Annotated in this window: 15 protein-coding genes and 1 pseudogene; 4 read left to right on the top strand and 12 right to left on the bottom strand. The window is 64.9% G+C overall.

What is annotated here, in order from left to right:
- Positions 1-168: 168 nt before the first annotated feature.
- From HKW67_RS16695 to HKW67_RS16675, 5 genes and pseudogenes are all read right to left on the bottom strand, one after another.
- Positions 169-3,273: an efflux RND transporter permease subunit gene (locus HKW67_RS16695; RefSeq protein WP_171226470.1), complete on the bottom strand. Its 3,105-nt coding sequence runs from the start codon at positions 3,271-3,273 to the stop codon at positions 169-171.
- Positions 3,270-4,478 carry an efflux RND transporter periplasmic adaptor subunit gene (locus HKW67_RS16690; RefSeq protein WP_171226469.1) on the bottom strand — a complete coding sequence of 403 codons (1,209 nt, stop codon included), beginning with the start codon at positions 4,476-4,478 and terminating at the stop codon, positions 3,270-3,272. The genes HKW67_RS16695 and HKW67_RS16690 overlap by 4 nt, the downstream gene beginning before the upstream one ends.
- A gap of 27 nt (positions 4,479-4,505) precedes the next feature.
- Positions 4,506-5,897, bottom strand: coding sequence for a TolC family protein (locus tag HKW67_RS16685; RefSeq protein ID WP_206044463.1), 1,392 nt, complete (start codon positions 5,895-5,897; stop codon positions 4,506-4,508).
- Positions 5,898-5,983: 86 nt separating this feature from the next.
- Positions 5,984-6,637, bottom strand: coding sequence for a TetR/AcrR family transcriptional regulator (locus HKW67_RS16680; RefSeq protein ID WP_171226467.1), 654 nt, complete (start codon positions 6,635-6,637; stop codon positions 5,984-5,986).
- Positions 6,638-6,656: 19 nt separating this feature from the next.
- Positions 6,657-6,914: pseudogene (locus HKW67_RS16675) on the bottom strand (DMT family protein); the annotation flags it as partial.
- 118 nt (positions 6,915-7,032) lie between these two features.
- Here HKW67_RS16675 and HKW67_RS16670 point away from each other — a divergent pair.
- Positions 7,033-7,656 (top strand): hypothetical protein, encoded by a 624-nt coding sequence (locus HKW67_RS16670; RefSeq protein WP_171226466.1) that lies wholly within the window; start codon positions 7,033-7,035, stop codon positions 7,654-7,656.
- Between the two features lie 367 nt (positions 7,657-8,023).
- Here the strand turns inward: HKW67_RS16670 and HKW67_RS16665 are convergent, their stop codons facing one another.
- Genes HKW67_RS16665 through HKW67_RS16645 form a run of 5 tightly spaced genes read right to left on the bottom strand, consistent with a single transcriptional unit; the run spans position 8,024 to position 13,596 of the window.
- On the bottom strand, positions 8,024-9,298 hold the full coding sequence (locus HKW67_RS16665; protein WP_171226465.1) for an NTP/NDP exchange transporter: 1,275 nt from the start codon (positions 9,296-9,298) through the stop codon (positions 8,024-8,026).
- Positions 9,295-10,341 carry an NAD-dependent epimerase/dehydratase family protein gene (locus tag HKW67_RS16660; protein ID WP_230981041.1) on the bottom strand — a complete coding sequence of 349 codons (1,047 nt, stop codon included), beginning with the start codon at positions 10,339-10,341 and terminating at the stop codon, positions 9,295-9,297. Before HKW67_RS16660 ends, HKW67_RS16665 begins: the two co-directional genes overlap by 4 nt.
- Positions 10,338-11,510 (bottom strand): twin-arginine translocation signal domain-containing protein, encoded by a 1,173-nt coding sequence (locus HKW67_RS16655; protein WP_171226464.1) that lies wholly within the window; start codon positions 11,508-11,510, stop codon positions 10,338-10,340. The genes HKW67_RS16660 and HKW67_RS16655 overlap by 4 nt, the downstream gene beginning before the upstream one ends.
- On the bottom strand, positions 11,510-12,787 hold the full coding sequence (locus HKW67_RS16650; protein ID WP_230981040.1) for a dipeptidase: 1,278 nt from the start codon (positions 12,785-12,787) through the stop codon (positions 11,510-11,512). Before HKW67_RS16650 ends, HKW67_RS16655 begins: the two co-directional genes overlap by 1 nt.
- Before the next feature lie 44 nt (positions 12,788-12,831).
- Entirely contained in the window at positions 12,832-13,596 is a 765-nt protein-coding gene (locus HKW67_RS16645) for an esterase family protein (RefSeq protein ID WP_171226463.1), read from the bottom strand.
- Positions 13,597-13,765: 169 nt separating this feature from the next.
- Here HKW67_RS16645 and HKW67_RS16640 point away from each other — a divergent pair, with 169 nt between their 5' ends.
- Positions 13,766-14,671 carry a GNAT family N-acetyltransferase gene (locus tag HKW67_RS16640; protein ID WP_171226462.1) on the top strand — a complete coding sequence of 302 codons (906 nt, stop codon included), beginning with the start codon at positions 13,766-13,768 and terminating at the stop codon, positions 14,669-14,671.
- Positions 14,671-15,411: a lysophospholipid acyltransferase family protein gene (locus HKW67_RS16635; protein ID WP_171226461.1), complete on the top strand. Its 741-nt coding sequence runs from the start codon at positions 14,671-14,673 to the stop codon at positions 15,409-15,411. Before HKW67_RS16640 ends, HKW67_RS16635 begins: the two co-directional genes overlap by 1 nt.
- On the opposite strand, the gene HKW67_RS16630 is transcribed toward HKW67_RS16635, so the two are convergent.
- Together HKW67_RS16630 and HKW67_RS16625 are read right to left on the bottom strand one after the other, a co-directional pair.
- The gene (locus HKW67_RS16630; RefSeq protein WP_171226460.1) at positions 15,324-15,851 is read right to left on the bottom strand and encodes a GNAT family N-acetyltransferase; all 528 of its coding nucleotides are present in this window, start codon (positions 15,849-15,851) and stop codon (positions 15,324-15,326) included. The genes HKW67_RS16635 and HKW67_RS16630 overlap by 88 nt on opposite strands.
- Entirely contained in the window at positions 15,851-16,372 is a 522-nt protein-coding gene (locus HKW67_RS16625; RefSeq protein ID WP_171226459.1) for a DUF411 domain-containing protein, read from the bottom strand. The genes HKW67_RS16630 and HKW67_RS16625 overlap by 1 nt, the downstream gene beginning before the upstream one ends.
- A gap of 222 nt (positions 16,373-16,594) precedes the next feature.
- Here HKW67_RS16625 and HKW67_RS16620 point away from each other — a divergent pair, with 222 nt between their 5' ends.
- Positions 16,595-18,355, top strand: a complete 1,761-nt coding sequence (locus HKW67_RS16620; RefSeq protein WP_171226458.1) for a methyl-accepting chemotaxis protein — start codon at positions 16,595-16,597, stop codon at positions 18,353-18,355.
- Positions 18,356-18,486: the final 131 nt, after the last annotated feature.

The raw sequence follows: 18,486 nt of genomic DNA, 5'->3' as shown, positions 1-18,486 counted from the left end.
GGCAAACATCCTGATCGGTTGGGAAAAGCGATGGTGGCGGAGGGCCACCGTCTGAATATGGGATGGGCAAGACGTCCGCGCTTGCCGCGACCGCGATGTCGCGGCAGGCGAACCCGACCGGTGGCGAGGTCTCGTGGTCAGTGAACGACCGTCGCTGGCAGCGTCTCTCTAGACGGGAGACGGCACCAGATGCACTGAACCACGCACCAGCTCCGCCTCCTCACGCTCCTCCAGCGCCGGTGCCAGCAGCTTGTACAACACCGGCGTTACCAATCGCGCAATAAGCGTGCTCGACACCAGTCCGCCGATGATCACCCACGCCAGCGGCGAATAGAGACCCGATCCCTGAAACGCGAGCGGCAGGAGCCCGCCGATCGCCGTCATCGTGGTGAGCACGATCGGCAAGAAGCGGATCTCGCCAGCCTGCTGAATGGCATCATCGAGACTCACCCCTTGTCGCCGAAGTTGGTCGGTAAAGTCCACCAGCAGAATGCTGGTCTTGATCTCGATGCCCACCAGCGCCACGAAGCCGATCATCGCCGTGAACGACAGTGTATAGCCGCTCAACAGCAGCGCCACGATACCGCCCACCAAGCCCAGGGGAATCACCGATGCCACCACCAGCGTGGTGCGGAAGTCGCGGAACTCGAGCACCAGAATAGCGAGAATGGCGAACACCGCCACGATGATCGCGCCGCCGATGCCGCCGAAGCTTTCCTCGCGACTCTCGATCTCACCGGCCGGATGCATCACGTATCCCACCGGCAGCGCGATGGAATCGAGCGCGGCCATCACCTGCTTGGTGACGGCGTCGGTGTTGTACCCAGAGCGCACGTAGCTCGTGATCGTGACCGAGCGCTGGCGATTCACATGATCGATCGTGGTCGGCGACGCGCTGAAGCGCATGGTCGCGATCTGCGAGAGCGGTATCATCGCCCCCGTCACGCTCGCGACCTGAATGCGATCGAGTGCCTCGGGCGCCGGACGGCCGTTGTGCGCGATACGCACCATGAGCGGATACTCGTCGCCGTTGGCGCCCCGGATCTCCCCTGCCTCCAGCCCCGCGATCCCTAACCGGAGCGTGCGCTCCACTTCCACGCTCGGAATGCCCAGCAAGCCCGCCTTCTGCTTGTCGACCACCAGCGTGAGATCCGAGCGCCGCAGCCGTACGGGGTTGTTCACGTACTGCGTGCCCTCAGTGCGCTTGAACACGGCATCGTACTGCGCGGCGATCCGCTGCAACGTATCGAGGCTGGTGCCCTCAATGCGCATCGCGATCGGCGCGTCGATGGGCGGTCCGTTCTCGAACTCCTTCAGTTCAATGCGCGCGCCCGGATACAACGCCAACCGCTGCCGCAACGAGTCGAGCGCCAGTGGCGTGCGCCCATTGTCATACTCCTTCAACAGCACGATCAGCTGCCCACGATTCGGCGCCTCGGCCCGCTGGAACACATTGTAGTACACCGCCGGATTGTCCTTGCCTACGTTCGCGAACACCCCTCGCGTAGCAGGATGCTGCCGGATCACCGCTTCGGCATAGCGCGCCGCGCGATCGGTTTCCGCGAGCGACGTGCCTTCAGGCGTTTCGATGTCCACGTGATACTGTGGCGTGCCCGCCTTCGGGAACAGCGAGAAGCCCACCGCCGGTACCATCGCCACCGATCCCACCACCAGCAGCAGGGCGAGCACGAGCGTCGTGCGCGGCGCCGCCAGCGCACGATGCAGCAGCGGCGCGTAGGTGCGATGAATGCCGCGATCGAGCCACTGCAGCACCCGATTGCCCTCGGCGTGCTCGGTGCGCGGCATGAGTCGGCTGGCTAGCCACGGAATGATCGTGAGCGAGACGAACAGCGACGACACCACGGCGAACACCACCGCGATCGGCAGCGACCGGATGTACTTTCCCGCCAAACCGGGCAGGAACAACAGCGGCAGGAAGGCGAAGATCAGTGTGCCCGTCGCACCCAACACGGCCACGCCGATTTGCTTGGTACCTTCAATCGCCGCCTCGGTGCGCGTGTATCCGTTGCGCAGAAATCGCGAGATGTTCTCGACCACCACGATCGAGTCGTCCACCAACAACCCTAGCGCAATCACGAAGCCCACGATGGAGAGCTGATTGATGCTGTAGCCCGTGGCGTACAGCAACATCACCGCCATGGCCAGTGACAACGGAATCGAGATCATCACGATCACCGACGCCCGCGTGCCCAACGGCAACAGCGTGATCAGCACCAGCAGGAGGGCAATGGCAAAGTCTTCACCCAGCCGTGCAAGGCGCGTATCCACGTTCTGCGACTGATCGAAGCCGCGCGCCAGTGTGATGCCCGTCGGCAAGCCCTTCTCGAGGGCATCGAGCGCTTCCCACACGTCGGTCTTGACCGCCGACACGTTCTTGCCCTTCTGCACCGCCACCGTCACCCACATCGCGCGCTGACCATTCCATCGACCCATGTGCACCGCGTCGCCATCGCCCCACTGCACCGTGGCGACATCCTGCACGCGCACGATGGCGCCGTTGGCGCCCGCGATCACCGTGCGTTGCACATCCTCGGCGTTCTTGTAGCGACCGGTCGTGGCAATGTTGTAGCGACGCGTGCCGACATCCACCGATCCGCCGGGGATCTGGGCGTTGTCGCTGCCGAGGGCGTTCAGTACCTGCGCCGGCGTGAGGCCCAGTCGCGCCATGCGCCCCAAATCGAGCGTGACCTGCATTTCGCGCGGGGGCGCCGCCCATCGCTCGGCCTTCTTCACACCAGGCACGCGCTCGAGCGCGTCTTCGAAACGCTTGGCCATGTCGTCCACCTGCGCATACGGTGCCTGCGGCGCCACCAGCGCCACCTGAAACACCGTAAGGTCAGAGTTCTCATTGCGCAGCACCTCGAGCCGCTGCAATGCCGATGGCAGTTCGGCGCGCAGCGCGTTCACCTCACGGATGACTTGGTCGTACTTGCGCTCGGCGTCCGACTCCGCCTCGAACTCGATCTTGATTACCGACAGCCCGTCGCTGCTGGTCGACTCCAGCTTCTTCACCTCGGTGAGTGACTTGAGCTTCTTCTCGATTGGCTCGGTGACCAACTGCTCCATGTCTTCCGGTGAGGCGCCCGGATACACGGCCACCGTGGTGAAGATCGGCACCGGGAAATCGGGATCCTCGGCGCGTGGAATCGCCATCCAGCTCGTCACGCCAAGTGCGCCGAACATGAGGAACAGCAGCACCGTGAACTGCCACCGCTTCACCGAGAACTCGGCCAGCTTGCCCAGGAAGTTCATGGCAGCACCGCCGTGCGCTTCACCGGCGTGGCCGGTGACGCTGTGGCCTTTAAGGCCGCGTTGAGCGTATCAGCCGTGACGATGCGCACGCGCGCTCCGGGCGTGACATACGGCGCGCCGCGCGTCACGATACGGGTGTCGGGCGCGAGCCCTTCGATCGTGGCGCGGTCGCCGCGTACGCCCATCACGCGCACGCGCTGCGGCTGCGCAATCAACTCGCCTGGCGCCTCACGCGCAGCCGCTACGGTGTACACGGTGGCCGCATCGCGATCCGCTTCGAGCAACGCGTCCACCGATATCGAGGCGCCTCGCGTGGCAGCGTCTGTAGACGCTCGAGCGGCGATCGAAACCGCGCCCACGAGTCCACTGGGCAGCGCGTCGGCACCGTTCACCGTGATCTCGACGGCATAGGTGCCCGTGCGTGGGTCAGCCGAGCGACCCACCAGCTGCACGCGGCCGGTGAAGGTGCGCGATGGCAAGGCATCGAAGTGCACCGTGGCGGCGTCTCCCAGTTGCACACGCAGCGCATCGCGATCGGGTAGCCCCACGCGCAGCACGCGACCGCGACGCGAGCCGCCGAGCTGGAGGATTGGGGTGCCCGCCGACACGTTCGAGCCGGCCGTGACGAGGCTCCGCAGTACGATGCCTCCTTCCGGCGCCACGATGGTGGCGTACTCGCGATTCACCTTGGCCGAGACCAGATCCGACCGCGCGGCCTCGAGCGCCGACGTGGCGTCTTGCAGCTGCGCGAGCGTTGCCACACTGTCAGCCGCCAGCCGCTGCACCCGGGCCTGATCACGCTGGGCCTTGTCGAAACCCACCTGCGCTTTGTCCACGGCCGCATTGATCTCACGCAGGTCGAGCGACGCCAGCAACTGGCCGCGTTGCACCGTCGCTCCCTCATCGATCAGGACGCGCGATACCACTCCGCCGATCTTGAACGCCAGCGGAATTTCATCGCGCGAGCCGAAGGTGCCCGTGGCGCTTACCGCGTTGGCGGGTGTAGCGCTCGTGACGGTGGCGACGCTCACCGACACCGCCGGTGCACGAGCGGCGGCGTCCTGCTCTGCTGCCGGAGCGCTATCGCAGGCCGCCAACAGTGGCACCATGGCCGCCGACAGTAGCATGGTGGGGCGAAGCATGTGCGTGGTGCGCGGGTTGTTGATGGCTTTTGTCATGATCGTGGGGGTGGAGGGGTTAGGCATGCGTGGTCCTCGGCTCGGCGCAGCGATTCAGTTGGGGAGCGCGCGCAAGGCAGCAGCGCGTTCGAGTTCCACCACACGGGTGGCGAAGGTGAAGCGCGTGATCACCTGGTTGATCGCCGCCGACGTGAACGCTGTGCGTGCGCTCAGGAACTCCACTGGCGTGGCGAGTCCCTCGGCGAAGCGGCGCTGCACCAACGCGAAAGCGCGCTCGGCACTGGCTACGCGGTCATCGGCGGTAACAAGCGTGCTGCGCGCCGACTGCACGGCGTCGTACGCGTTCAACACCTGCAGGCCAATGGCGCGCTCGACTTCACGCTGGCGGTATTCCGCTTCCGTTCGCGTCGCGCTGGCTTGTTCGCGGCGGGCGGCGTCCTGTCCACCGTTGAAGGCGTTCCACGACAGCACCACCGAGGCGAGGCTCACGTCGCTGCGAGTATTGAAGCGATAGCGATCACCCTGCACGCCGTAGCTGGCGGCCAGTGCCAGGCTTGGCAGGTAGGCCGCCGTAGCAATGCGCTGCTGCGCGCGGGCCAACGAGATACCAGTGCCGGCCTGCGCGAGTTCTTCGCGATGCGTGAGGGCATGGGCCAGCAGCGCGCTTCGCGACAGCGTGTCGACGGCAAGCAGTGTGCTGTCGTCCACGAGCGAGATGGCCGCGTCATCGTCACGATTGCGAAGCACATTGAAGCCTCGCCGGGCGGCGTTGCTCTGCCGTCGCGCTTCCTCGATTTGCTGGAGCAGCTCGCTTCGCTCAGCCCGCGCACGGAGCAGCACGTCGGGAGTGGCTTGTCCGGCACCGATTAGGCGCTCGCTCACCCGTACGTTCTCGTCGAGCACCGGCAGCGTAGACTCGAGTGTCTCGACGGCGCGCACGGTGCTGGCGTAGCCGAGCCAAGCCTGCTGAATGTCGGCGGCGAGCTGTCGCATGGCGCCCTTGCGGGTGGCGCCGGCCAGGTCGCGTTGGGCCCGCGCGGCGGCACGCGCACCGAACAGGGCGTCGTTGAAGAGCGGCTGCGTGAGCTCGAACTTGGTTTCTTGCCGCAGCGGGAGCGAAGCGTTCACGTTGGTCGGAAAGCGTGACTCGCCGACGAGCTGGTTGAGCGCGCGGTACGCCGGATTGATGAAGTCGCCGATGTTGATGACGCCGCTGAATTCGGAGTAGCGCGCGTTCAGGCCGACGGAGGGGAGGAATCGCCCGTTGGCCTCGCGCACGCCGGCGTTGGCGCGGGTGAGCGCGGCCGACTGCTGCGCGAGGGCGAGGTTGGCGGCGAGCGCCTCGGCCACATAGCGGTCGAGCAGTTGGCGGGCGGTGGGCGGACTCTGCGCTTTGGCCGAAGCGGCGCCACCGACCGTAAGCGCGGCAGTGAGGCGTAGAAGCAGCCAGTGACGCATTCTGAACATCGGTAGTGTGTAGAACATAGATCGTTAATAGAACAGTGTTAAGTCGATGGGCCAAAAGAAGACGCCGAGGCGTCGGGTGGAGCTAAGAACCGGATGGAATTCCGTCAGGCAGAGTTTCGGAGGCTTCCGCGGATCATCGCGTCACACATGGTGCGGACCGTTTCGCGGGGGTCGCGGAACACGATGTGGGGTTCGTTGCAGTGGGTAAACCAGAGAGAAATGATGCCGTGGATGCCACCCCAGAACATCTGGGCCAGCTCGGGGGCATCGCTCAGCTCGGGGCGATAGACGCCTTTCTCGATCCCTTCGGTGACCGTCTGGAGGAGAAACCCGTAGGCGTCCTCGTCGGGCGACTTCACGATATTTCCGGCCGCATCCACCATGGGATGTTTTAATGATGTCATGAACATGAACCGATACTGGCTCTGATTATCGAGCGCAAAGTCGGTGTACGCCAAGCCCATCCGCCGTAGCCGCTCCACCGGATCCTCGATGCGGCCGATCTTGTACATGGCCTGACCGAGCGCGGTGAAGTCGGCCATGCATAGCTCCACGATCAGGGCGTCCTTGTCCCGAAAGTGGTGGTAGATCGCGGTTGGCGTGTAGCCGATTTTGGCCGCGATCGCCCGCATCGTGGTGGCCTCCACGCCATCGGTCACGAACAGCTCCCGCGCCGCGTCCAGGATAGCCTGGCGCGTCTCGGCCTTTTGCCGTTCCCGGCGGGCCAGCGAAGCGGTGCGGATGGCGGAGGTGTTCATGACCCGAAAGGTGAGAGGTTCACTTAACGCTGTCAAGTGGCTGAGGCAAAAGCTCAGCTGTGCTGCCTCGGAACATGAAGTACAACGCCCCCACAATACACAGCGCCGCCCACAGATAGTCCAGCTTGAGCGGTTCCTTCATGTACAGCACCGCGAACGGGACAAAGACCGTCAGCGCGATCGCCTCCTGAATGATCTTGAGCTGACCCAGTGAGAGCTCGGTATAGCCGATGCGATTGGCCGGCACCTGCAGCATGTACACGAACAGCGCCACGCCTCATGCGAGTGGTGTGACGGTGACGTGTCCCGCATCACCGCACGGAACACTGGCTGGGACGAAACTCCGCGAGCCAAGCGACGCGCTGACGAGAATAGTGTAGCATTCACCACCAGCCATGCCGACCAGCTTGCTCACGCCCGTTCCGTCTCGCGCTCCTCGTGACCGCTTCATCGCGGTCGCGGCTTTAGTCGTACTCGGCTTGGTCGCCCCGTGGCAACCGATGTCGGCCCAGCCACGGCTCAGCGCCGCGCGGCCGCAGCAGGCACTGGCCGGGGCGTGGTCGCTACCGGACGCCGAGTCGCTCGTGTCGAAGGCAATCTACCGCATCATCTCTCAGGACCGGCCGGCCGGCGTCCCGATCGCGGAGTACAGCGCGAAACGATTCGGACGGGCGGCCACGAGCGAGGCGGTGCGGCAGTACAATGGTCAAACACTAGCCACGATCGCGTTCGCCCCGATCGCCGACTGGCCCGAGACCCGCGCCCTCGACATCGACCCCTGCCCAGCGGTGGGCGGCGTGGGATGCGCCACCCCTACCGGTGTGTGGGTAGCGATCACGCGCATCGAGCGCGGTGAACTCCCGCACGAGATCAATCTCTCGTACACCACCCACTTCACCGCCGCCCCCGCCCTCGATGGGCAGCTGCCGCAGACGAACCGTTACACCTTCTGCGAACGCTGGCTCCGCGTAGGCGGCACCTGGAAGTACGATGGCTTCGTGAAAATGGTGCCGCAGTAGTCGCGTGCTTCTGCAGTTCAATCCGCGGGCATCGGCGACAATCCGTGGTAGAGCTGTTCAGGAAGACAAAAAGGAACAGACTTACCGCTGATCAACGCGGGTGACTCACGAATTGCTCTCACCAGCGCGACGACCACTCATGCAAAATATTTTGGCAGTTCAATCCGCGGGCATCGGCGACAATTCGCGGTATAGCTGTTCGTGGAAACGGCAAAAACCAACAACTTTACCGCTGATCAACGCGGACAAATCACAGATTGCTCTCGCCAGCGCGACAACCACCGCGGCGAGCACTCATGCAGAATATTTTGGCAGTTCAATCCGCGGGCATCGGCGATAATTCGCGGTAGAGCAGTTCGTGAAGCCGCTACAACGACTCCGCTTTCGACATGACCGTGTGTCGCCGCCCCAGCCAGATTGCCACGACCAGCCACACCGCGCTCATCGGCGCCGCGATCAGTGCGATGGAACTTACCGCGAGACCGGCGGCCGACATGCCGGCGTAGCTCCACGCGCCGATCTGGTCGCCGCTGCGGTACGCGAAGGTGTCGATGAAGTTCTTGGCCTTGTACTTGTCCTCGGCGGGGATCACCGAGAACAACACCTCACGGCCAGGGTTCGCGAACGCATAGTTGCCGGCGCGACGAATCACCGTGAAGGCCACAAACAGCGAGAGCGACGGCCAGACGCCGAGCGCGCCGAAGCCGATCACGCTCACCAGCGGCAGGATCGCGAGTGTCATCCCGACGCCGATCCACTTGATCACGCGACCCGAGATGAACAGCTGCGCCAGCACCGTCAGCAGCTGCACATAGAAGTCGAGATTCGCCAGGAACGCCGTGCGCGACTCACGATCCGCGAACTTCGCGCCTACGATCTCGGCTTGCTGGAAATACAGCACCGTCGTGCCGATCGTGAACAACAGCATGAAGAGACAGATGCCAAGCAGGTACGGAGAGCGCAGCACATGCGTGATCCCCGCCAGGGAGCCACCACCCACCGAGCGCTTTGCCTCTTCGCGATCGCGCGTTTCCGCACGGAAGCTGGGCGGAAATTTGCGGAGCATCTGCACGCCGCACTCGAGCAGCAGCACCGACATCAACATCAGCATCGGCGTTCCCACCTGCGTCGCCATCAGCGAGGTGAACTTCGAGCCGAACATCCCACCCAACGTGCCACCGACACCGATGAAGCCGTAGAGGCGCTTGCCCTGATCGCTGTAGAACGTGTCCGCCATGAAGCCCCAGAACACCGAGGGCACGAAGAGGCTGAAGACGCTGATGAAGATCCAGAAGGCAGGACCGAGATACTTCTCTTCGGCGGGACCGGTACTGTATACCGCGAAGGCGAACACCACGAGCAAGCCGGCAAACACCCGGTACACGATCGGGATGAAGCGTCGCACCGGAAGGCGCGACACGATCGTGGCGTACAGCGGATTGGCCAGCAGCGTCGCAATCAGCGTGCCCGTGAAGAGCCACGGGAGCTTGGCCGTACCGGCGGCTACGCCGATCGCGTCGCGAATGCTACGTAGAATGAAGTAGCTCGCCAACAAGAAAAAGAAGAAAGAAAATGCGAGTAGCGTGGCCCGCCACTCGCCTTCTTCCACCGTCACCAGCTTCGCCATGACGCGACGGATCACTTGGCTCCGGATTGCTGGGCGTGCCACGCGGCCAAGACTTCACGCTCGCGCTCAGGCGCGATACCAGCCCGCAACTTCTCCTGCTCCGCCGCCGGACGTGCGTGATACCAGGTGAGCGCATCACGCACCGTGGTGGCCAGCGGACGGAAGGTGAGCCCCGACGCCAGCGCTTTCTCGATCACACTCGTGCTGAACGCCACCGTACTGGCGCCAGTGAACGACCACACCGGCATCTCCACCCACGAGCGTACCTTCTGCGCGGTGAGGAACGACGTCGGCACCCACGTGAAGCGCGCGTCGTTGTTGAAGCACGCCTTGATGCCGTACAGCAGTTCGCCGATGCCACACACCGTGCGTGGACCGACGGCATTGAACACACCGCCCGTACGGCTCTCGCCCAAACGCACCATCCACTCGGTGAGATCGCGCACGTCGATCCACTGCGCCGGATCGTCAATTGTACCCGGCGCCAGAATCTCGCCGCCCTTCTCGATGCGCACCGGCCAGTAGGTGAACCGATCGGTGAGATCGCCGGGACCCACGATCAGCCCCGGCCGCACCACCGTGGCGCCGGCACCGAATGCGTCCTGCACCAGCTGCTCGCAGCGCACCTTCTTGTTGCCATACGGCGCAGCGGCCGCATCGGGGCCACTGATCGGCGCCGGCTCCTGCGTGGGGTGCGTCTCGTCGGGAAACGAGCGCGTGAAATCTTTGTACGCTGCCGTACTGCTCACAAACACGTACTGCGCCACCTTGCCCTTCAGGACCGCCGCCGCGTTCACGATCCACTGCGGATTCGTGGTCGGCAAATCGTACACCACATCCCACGTGCGCCCTTTCAGCGCCTCGTGTCCGTTCGGATCGCTGCGGTCGCCGATCAGCTTCTCGACCTTCGGAAACAACCCCGGCTTGGTCTTGCCGCGATTGAACAGCGTAACCGTGTGACCACGCGCCAAGGCGTGCTCCACCAGATGCGGGCCGATGTAACCCGTGCCGCCCAATACCAGCACGCGCAACGGTGCGACGACACGCGCAGTGCTCACTTCCCCACCTTGGCGTGCCACGCCGCCAACACGGTCTTCTCCTTCTCCGGCGCCAGCCCCGCCCGCGCCTTCTCCTGCTCGGCGGCCGGACGCGTCTTGTACCAGTCGAGCGTGTGCTTCGCCGTATCGGCCAGTGGCCGCAGAGTGAGCCCGGCGGCGAACGCCTTGCTGCAATTCACCGACATGAAGCCGGCCGTGCGCCCCGTGGGCGGCATCCACACCGGCATGTCACTCCACGCCCGCACCTGGTTCTCCGCGAGGAAATCGGCGGCCACCCAGGTGAAGCGTGCGTCGCTACTGGTCACGGCTTTGATGCCGTACAGCATCTCCGCGATGTTCGTCGGCGACTTCGGGCCCGTGGCGTTGAAGGTGCCGATGGCGTGATTCTCCGCGACGCGCACCATCCACTGCCCCAGATCTTCGGCGTCGATGTACTGCACCGCGTCGTTGGGCGTGCCGGGCGCGAGAATCTCACCGCCCTTGTCGATGCGCACCGGCCAGTAGGAGAAGCGATCGCTCAAGTCGCCGGGTCCGACAATCAATCCAGGACGCACGACGGTGACCTTGTCCTCGCCGAACTGCGCCTTCGCATCGAGCTCGCACTGCACCTTGTTGGGTCCGTAATTCGCACCGTCGTTGCTGGCCCAGACCGACGGATCGCCCGGCTTGTGCAGCGGACCGCTCTCGTCCATGCCCACGATCGAGTTGTCGCTGAAGACCGAGATCGTGGACACGAAGATGTACTGGCCCACGCGTCCCTTGAGCGCTTCACCGGCGCCACGCACCCACATCGGATTACGCGTGGGATTGTCGATCACGACGTCCCACGTTCCCTTCTTCAGTCCATCGTGCCCGCCGGACACATTGCGATCGCCGATGATGCGCGGGACCTTCGGAAACAGCGTCGCGTTCGTCTTGCCGCGGTTGAACAGCGTGACGTTGTGCTTCCGCGCCAGCGCGTACTCCACCTGATTCGGTCCGATGAAGCCGGTGCCGCCCAAGATGAGAATACGCAACGGCTTGGGCTGCGCCGTGCCCGCTTCCGGGCGATACACCAACGGGCGCAGACCGTCGGCGGTAAACGCGTGAGCGGCCGTGGGAAGACCCAGACCCACCGCGCCACCGAGCAGCGCAGAGTGCTTCAGGAAAGTGCGGCGATCGAGGCTCATCAGCGGCGTCCGTCGAGTTGTTGGATGGTCTTCGTGGAGGCTGGACGCGCTTTGCGCAGTAAGGCCGACACCGATTCGGCACCCTTCAGGGCACGCAGCACGTTCTCGCCGGCGAGTCCCTTCAGTTCCGTGTCGGTCCAGCCGCGCTTCAGCAGTTCGGCGAACAGCGTCGGATACGTTGAGACATCTTCGAGCCCCTGAACGGTTTCCGTGATGCCGTCGAAATCACCGCCGATGCCTACGTGCGCCGCTCCGGCGATCTGCTTGATGTGATCGAGATGGTCGGCCACGTCATTGATCGTCGCGATCGGGGTGGGGTGCGTTTCGCGCCACGCCGCCACCGCCTTGAACTGCGCGTCGTTGTCTTGGGGATAGCGTTTGGCGATCGAGTCGCGCACGGCCGTCACCTGCGCCCCGTAGTTCGCCACCGTTTGCGACACGAAGCCCGGCACGAACGTCATCATCACCACGCCGCCATTCTTCGGCAGGCGGGCGAGAATGGAGTCGGGCACGTTGCGCGGTACGTCGGTGACACCGCGGGCGGCGGCATGCGACCAGATCACCGGCGCCTCCGTCACCGACAGCGCCTGACTCATCACCGCCGGTGACGTATGCGCCAGATCGACCAGCATGCCGAGCCGGTTCATTTCGCGAACGACTTCCTTGCCGAACGCCGTGAGTCCCTTGTTGCGCGGCACATCGTTGGCGGCATCGGCCCAATCGAGCGTCACGTTGTGCGTGAGCGTCATGTATCGCGCGCCGAGTTCGTAGTACGAGCGCAGGGCCCCCAGCGAATTCTCGATCGCGTGGCCGCCTTCCATGCCCAGCAGGGAGCCGATCTTCCCCTGCGCGTACGCCTTGCGCACATCGGCGGCAGTGAACGCCGGGACGAACACATCGGGATAGCGCGCAATGGTGCGCTTGGCGATGTCGATCTGCTCGAGCTGAATGCGCGCGTAGCCTGAGTCGCGCACTTCGCCGGGGATGTACACCGACCAGAACTGTCCGCCCACCATGCCTTTGCGCAGGCGCGCGATGTCGGTCATGCCAGCCGTCTTGCGACGCAGATCATACGCCACGACATCGAGCGGATCCTTCGCCGCTTCACGCATCGCCCACGGCAGATCGTTGTGCCCGTCCACCAACGGCGTGTTGCGCAGCAGTCGTCGCACATGGGCGACACGCGCCTCGAGCGAGGCGTCCTTCATGGAAACGGCCGTGGCCGCGGCCGGCTTCTTCGCGGCCACCTGTGCGGTAGCCGCCATGGGCATGCCCATGGTCAACCCCAAACCCGCTACCCAAAACGCACGACTGTTGTTCGTCAGCATCCGATTCGCTCCAGATAGTGCGGCAGCATCTTGCGCCACCACGGCCAGTCGTGGTTCACGTCATGCCCCCACAGATCGAAGGTATGTCCGATCTGCTTGCGATCGAGCAGGTCGTGGAACACGCGGGTCGCGTCGGGCTTTTCGTACGCCCCCTGCCCGGCCACGATCGCGATCCGGGTGTGATGTCGCAGCGTATCGAGGGCGCCGCCCTCCATGTTCGCGACGTACCACATCGGATTGTTGAAGTAGCAGTTGTCGTCGGTGTAGCCCTTGAAGTAGCTCGGCGACAAGTCGTAAAAGCCGCTCATGCCGATCAAGCCGCCGAAGAGGTCGGGGCGACGGAACAGTGCGTTGGCGGCGTGGAAGCAGCCGAAGCTCGCACCGGTGGTAATGGCCCGCGCTTGTCCATCGCCGCAGACGTGGCGGATATACGGCACCACCTCGTCTTCGATGTAGCGCGAATAGAGGGCCTGACGTCGGCCTGCTTCCGGCACCGGCAAGCTGCGGTCCATCCACGCGAGCTTGTTGATGCTGTCGATCGAGAACACGCGAATGCGTCCCTGCATCAGCAGCGGCTCGATCGCCTTGATCAACCAGAAGCGCTCGTTCTCCAGAAAATCAGCCGCGGCCGTCGGGAAGAGCAGGATGGGCTGACCGCGCCATCCGTACGACACGATCGGCATTTCCAGACCGAGCGCGGGGCTGCGCCAGCGATCAATCCGCTTGGGCAGCGAGGGGTCGACAAACTGTGGGGACATGGTGGGGAAAGCTCACCCCAGTGCCGCGTCGGGGCCAGTGCAGCCGGTGCGGACCGTTGCCGGCCAGTGACCGATCCGTGGTCAATTACGCGCCGGTTCGGTACTACCACGCCTCAGGTTGAACCGTCCGAGCACATAGCCACGGACGTCACCGACCACTGGAGGCCACATGCTCGCTCGCGCATTCGACGCGTCGAACACCCCCTACCTGACGCCGGCTGGCGACAGATCGCACACGGTCGCACCGCTCGAGGCCGACGTCTTCCCGCACCACGTGGACGGCATTCCGCCTGGTATCGTCGAAACCGGCAAGTACGTGCTGCGCTTCGCGTGGTCCCGCCAGGATCTGCATGCGGTGCAGTCGCTGCGATACCGGGTGTTTTGCGAAGAGCTCGGTGAAGGAACGCACGACGACGCCACGACGACGGCAACAACGGCGGCGGCGACGAATGCGCGTGAGGCCGATGAACGGGATCCCTGGTTTCACCACCTCATGATCTGCGATCGCAGCTCCGGTGCCGTGGTCGGCACCTACCGTCTGCAAACCGCGATCATGGCCGCCACGCGTCATGGGTTCTACAGCGCCACGCTCTTCGAACTTGGTGCCGTACCGGGAAGCCTGCTCATGGGCGCCGTCGAAATCGGGCGCGCCTGCGTAGACCCCGCCCATCGATCGGGGCGTGTCCTTCGTCTGCTATGGAAGGGGATCGCGCGCTATCTGCAGTGGAACGACAAGCGCTACCTGTTCGGTTGCTGCTCGCTCCCCGGTGTCGACGTGGAGCCGGCCGTCGAGGCCTGGCGGGCACTGCATGCGCGCGGCGCGTTCCACGACCGGATTCTGGTGCGTCCGCGTCCTGCCGCGAGAGCACTTCCCGATGACGGCCGCGCTCGACCGCTGATCGACGCCGCGTCGCTCAGCGCCACCCTCCCGCCGCTGTTCGAAGGATATCTGTCGCTGGGCGCCAAGGTGTGTGGCGCACCCGCGCTCGACCAAGCCTTCGGAACCACCGACTTTCTCGTGTTGCTCGACGTGCGCGACATGGATGCGCGGAGCTACGCGTCGCTGTTCGGCTGATGCGCGACGTCGCCTGCCGCTTCGTCCGCTTCGGCGTACGATGGCTCTGTCGTGGCGTGCTGCGACTGCTGCGTATCGACGTGCACACGGTCGGGCAGTTGCCGCCCGGACCGGCGCTGCTGGTGGCGAACCATCTCTCGTGGATCGACATCGTGGCCATGGTGGCGCACTACGACTGCACCTTCGTCGCAAAGAGCGACGTACGCGAGTGGCCGTTGGTCGGGGCGCTGGGCGAGGCACTCGGGGTGATCTGGATTGATCGCCGCCGGAAACGCGATCTGCGACGCGCCGTCACGCGGCTCAGCGAGGCGCTGCAGAACGGCCGTCGGGTCGTGCTCTTCCCCGAGGGCACCACCTCGACCGGTCGGCAGGTGCTGCCGTTCCGCTCGTCGTTGCTGGAAGCGGCGGTGGTCAGCGGGGTGCCGGTGGTCCCTATGGCGCTGTCGACCTACGCCGCCGACGGCCAGGGCGAGACCCTCTGCTGGGTGGGCGACGAAACGCTATTGGCGCATCTGCCACGGGTCGCCGCCCTGCGGCAGGCGACGTTTGAGATCCGCATTCTCACGCCGATGGCGGCAGGTCCGAGCCGCAAAGTACAGAGTGCCGGCGCCCGAGCGGTCATTGTGACCGCTCGACGACTACGTCTGCGCCGTCAGCCCGCCGTTGGAAACGGCGTCAGCTTTTTCGCGAAACAGAACTTCCGGCCAATCGAGAGCTCTGAGCGGGAGATCGCGCGATAACGGGCGATTTTCTCGGGATAGCGCAGAATCGTGGATTCGTGAAATCCCATGCGCAGAAAGAGCGGTTCGGCCAGAGAAATGGCAAACAGCTCCGGGTAGCCGCGCTCCATAGCGAGCTTTTCGGCAGCCGTGATCAGTCGCTGGCCGAGGCCATGTCCCTGGGCGTCGGGCGCCACTGCGAGCGACACCAGTTCGACCAGCGAGGGGGAGTACTCGTCGAGCGCCACCTGGCCCAACAGCTTCCCGTCGGCGCCGCGCACCACCTGATAGTCGGCGAGGTGGCTCACCACGAAGGCTTCACTGCGATGCAGCGTGAGTCCGTCGGGGGCGAACATGTTGTTGAGCGCCACGATCTCAGGCACGTCATCGTCGTGCGCGTGCTCGACGCGCAGGGGCCAGGCCGAGCTTTCTACCGCGGCCGTTTCCGTGTCGGTGGCCATCAACGCGACGCGAACACCCGGGTCTTGCCGGCCTTGTCGAACAGCACCACGTCGTAGGCATCCTTCTGCGATCCCTGCTCCATCCCGGGAGAGCCCATCGGCATGCCGGGCACCGCCAGTCCGCGCGCCACCGGCTGCTCGCGGAGCAGCTTCTGGATCAGGTCGGCCGGCACGTGCCCTTCGATCGCGTAGGCACCGACCCGGGCCGTATGGCAGGATTCCAGGGCCGCCGGCACACCGAACGACGCCTTCACGCTCGACATGTCGGCTGTGTCGCGCACGGTGACCACGAATCCGGCCTTTTTCACGTGGCTCACCCATTCGGTGCAGCAGCCGCAATTCGGGTCTTTGTAGACCGTCATGGGCGGCAGCGCGGCCGCCGTCGGCCGCTTCGGGGTGGGCTGGGCGACCAGTTCGCGCGCGCCAACGACGGCCGCCAACGAGGCGAGACCGAGCTGAGCGGCGGTGGCGAGAAAGTCGCGGCGGCTGGGCGGCAGGGGGGCGTCCGGATGCTGGCTCATAAGAGAAGTATAGCGAATTTCGAGATGAGGGAATCCTGACTGAAGAATGCGGATTCCAGATCCTGAAGAACCACGGTGCCAGGCCGATACTGGGGAGGGTACGGTCGTGATGGCCAAAGCCATCGCGGCCCCGTGGTATCCAAGCAATGAAACCGACTGGCGACGATGTCACCGTTTCGCCGATACCCCCGATCGTGGCCGTTGGCTCCATCAGAGATTCGAATGTCCCACTCCAAAACGAACACGGTGCTTGGTCGAAGCCGAGTGTCCGCCGACCGCATGCTCGGTCTGGTCCTCTTGGCTCATTTTCCGATCGCCCTCGCGCTTGCGACGCTTCACGGCGCCTGGACGACGGCGTTCGCCTTCGCCCTGCCCATTTCGCTCGGCGCCTTCTGGCTCTCGCGATGGGACGCCGGCGCGCTCTGGACGCGCATGGTGATCGGCACGGCTTTCATGGCCTATTCGGGCATCTTCATTCATCAGGCCCACGGCATGATCGAGGCGCACTTCCACGTGTTCGCCTCGCTCGCCTTCCTGCTGGTGTACCGTGATTGGCGGGTGATCGTGGCGGCGGCCGTCACGATTGCCGTGCATCATGTCGGCTTCCATGTCATGCAGAGCATGGGCGTGGGGGTCTACATGATGAATCACACCGTCGGTGGCCATGCCATCGTGGTCGTGCATGCCCTCTTCGTGGTGTTCGAGAGTGCGATTCTGGTCTGGATGTCGCTGCAACTGTCTCGTGAGGCCTCGACAACGCAGGATGTGTTCGAGTCGCTCGAGGCGTTGGGTGAGGGACGCGTCGACCGCGAGCCGGTCGGTGATGGCGTGGCGGCCGCGGTGCGCACGGTGATCGCGGCGGTCCGTTCGCTGGACCACGGGGCTGCCGAGCTGGGTCTGGCGGTGCAGGAACGCCGAGCGATGCGCTTCGGTGAACAGTCGCAGTTGCACGGCGCCTTCCAGTCGATGGCCACCCGCATGGTGGATGCCTCGCGCACCGTGGAACAGCTCCGCGCGAGGAGCGAGTGTGACCAGGTCAACACCCAGCGTTTCCTCGACACGCTCACGCCGGCCATCGTCTCCATGCGCGACGGCGACCTGACCAGCGTGATCGGGACGGGTTTCAGCAAGACGTACGATGTGACGGCCGCGGCCATGGATGGCGCGTTGCAGCAGCTGCGCGACGCGATCGGCGAACTGCGCTCGTCGTCCGAACAGATCGACGGGGCCTCCGGTGAGATCGCCATCGGCGCCGACAACCTGGCGCAGCTCACGTCGGAACAGGCGGCGTCGCTCGAGGAAGTGGGCGCGAGCCTCATGGAGCTGGCCTCGCTGAGCCAATCGAACGCGGCCAACGTGGGAGAGGCCCGTTCGGCCACGCAGGATGCGAGCGCTGCGGCGGGCAACGGTGTGAGCGAGGTGCAACGCCTGATGACGGCGATGGACGAGACGCGCACAGCGGCCCGCGAAACCGCGAAGATCGTGAAAACCATCGACGAGATCGCCTTCCAGACCAACCTGCTGGCGCTCAACGCGTCGGTGGAGGCGGCCCGGGCCGGCGACGCCGGTCGAGGCTTTGCGGTCGTCGCCGACGAAGTGCGGGCGCTCGCCTTGCGCTGTGCCGACGCCGCGCGGACCACAGCCGAGCTGATCGACCAGGCGGTGCAGCGGGTGGAAGGCGGCGTGTCGATTTCGAATCAGGTGGGCACGCAACTGCGCGAAGTCTCCACGCGCATCAACAGCGTCAACGCGATCATGGAGTCGATCGGGCAGGCGACGAGTTCGCAACAGGAAGGGATCAACCAGATTCGCGATGCGGTGACGGCGCTCAATGGGACGGTGCAGAACGCGGCCGCGAACGCCGAGGAGTCAGCGAGTGCGGCGCAGGAGCTGAGTGCGCAGGCGCGGGCGCAGCGGGCGCAGAGCGAGCGCTTCGTGGTCGATGGGGCGCAGAGGCGCCGATCGGTGCGCAACGCGGCCTAAGGACGGGAATCTTGCGATGGGTGTGAGCGGGCGTGACCAGATGGTCACGCCCGCTTCTCGTATCTGGCAGTCAAGAATCGGGGATTCCCCGACGTGATTCGGTGGGCTTCCTGACGGGCGGACGAAGTGTG

The organism is Gemmatimonas groenlandica, assembly GCF_013004105.1.
Taxonomy (GTDB): Bacteria; Gemmatimonadota; Gemmatimonadetes; order Gemmatimonadales; family Gemmatimonadaceae; genus Gemmatimonas; species Gemmatimonas groenlandica.
This window is presented reverse-complemented; position numbering and strand designations above follow the sequence as displayed.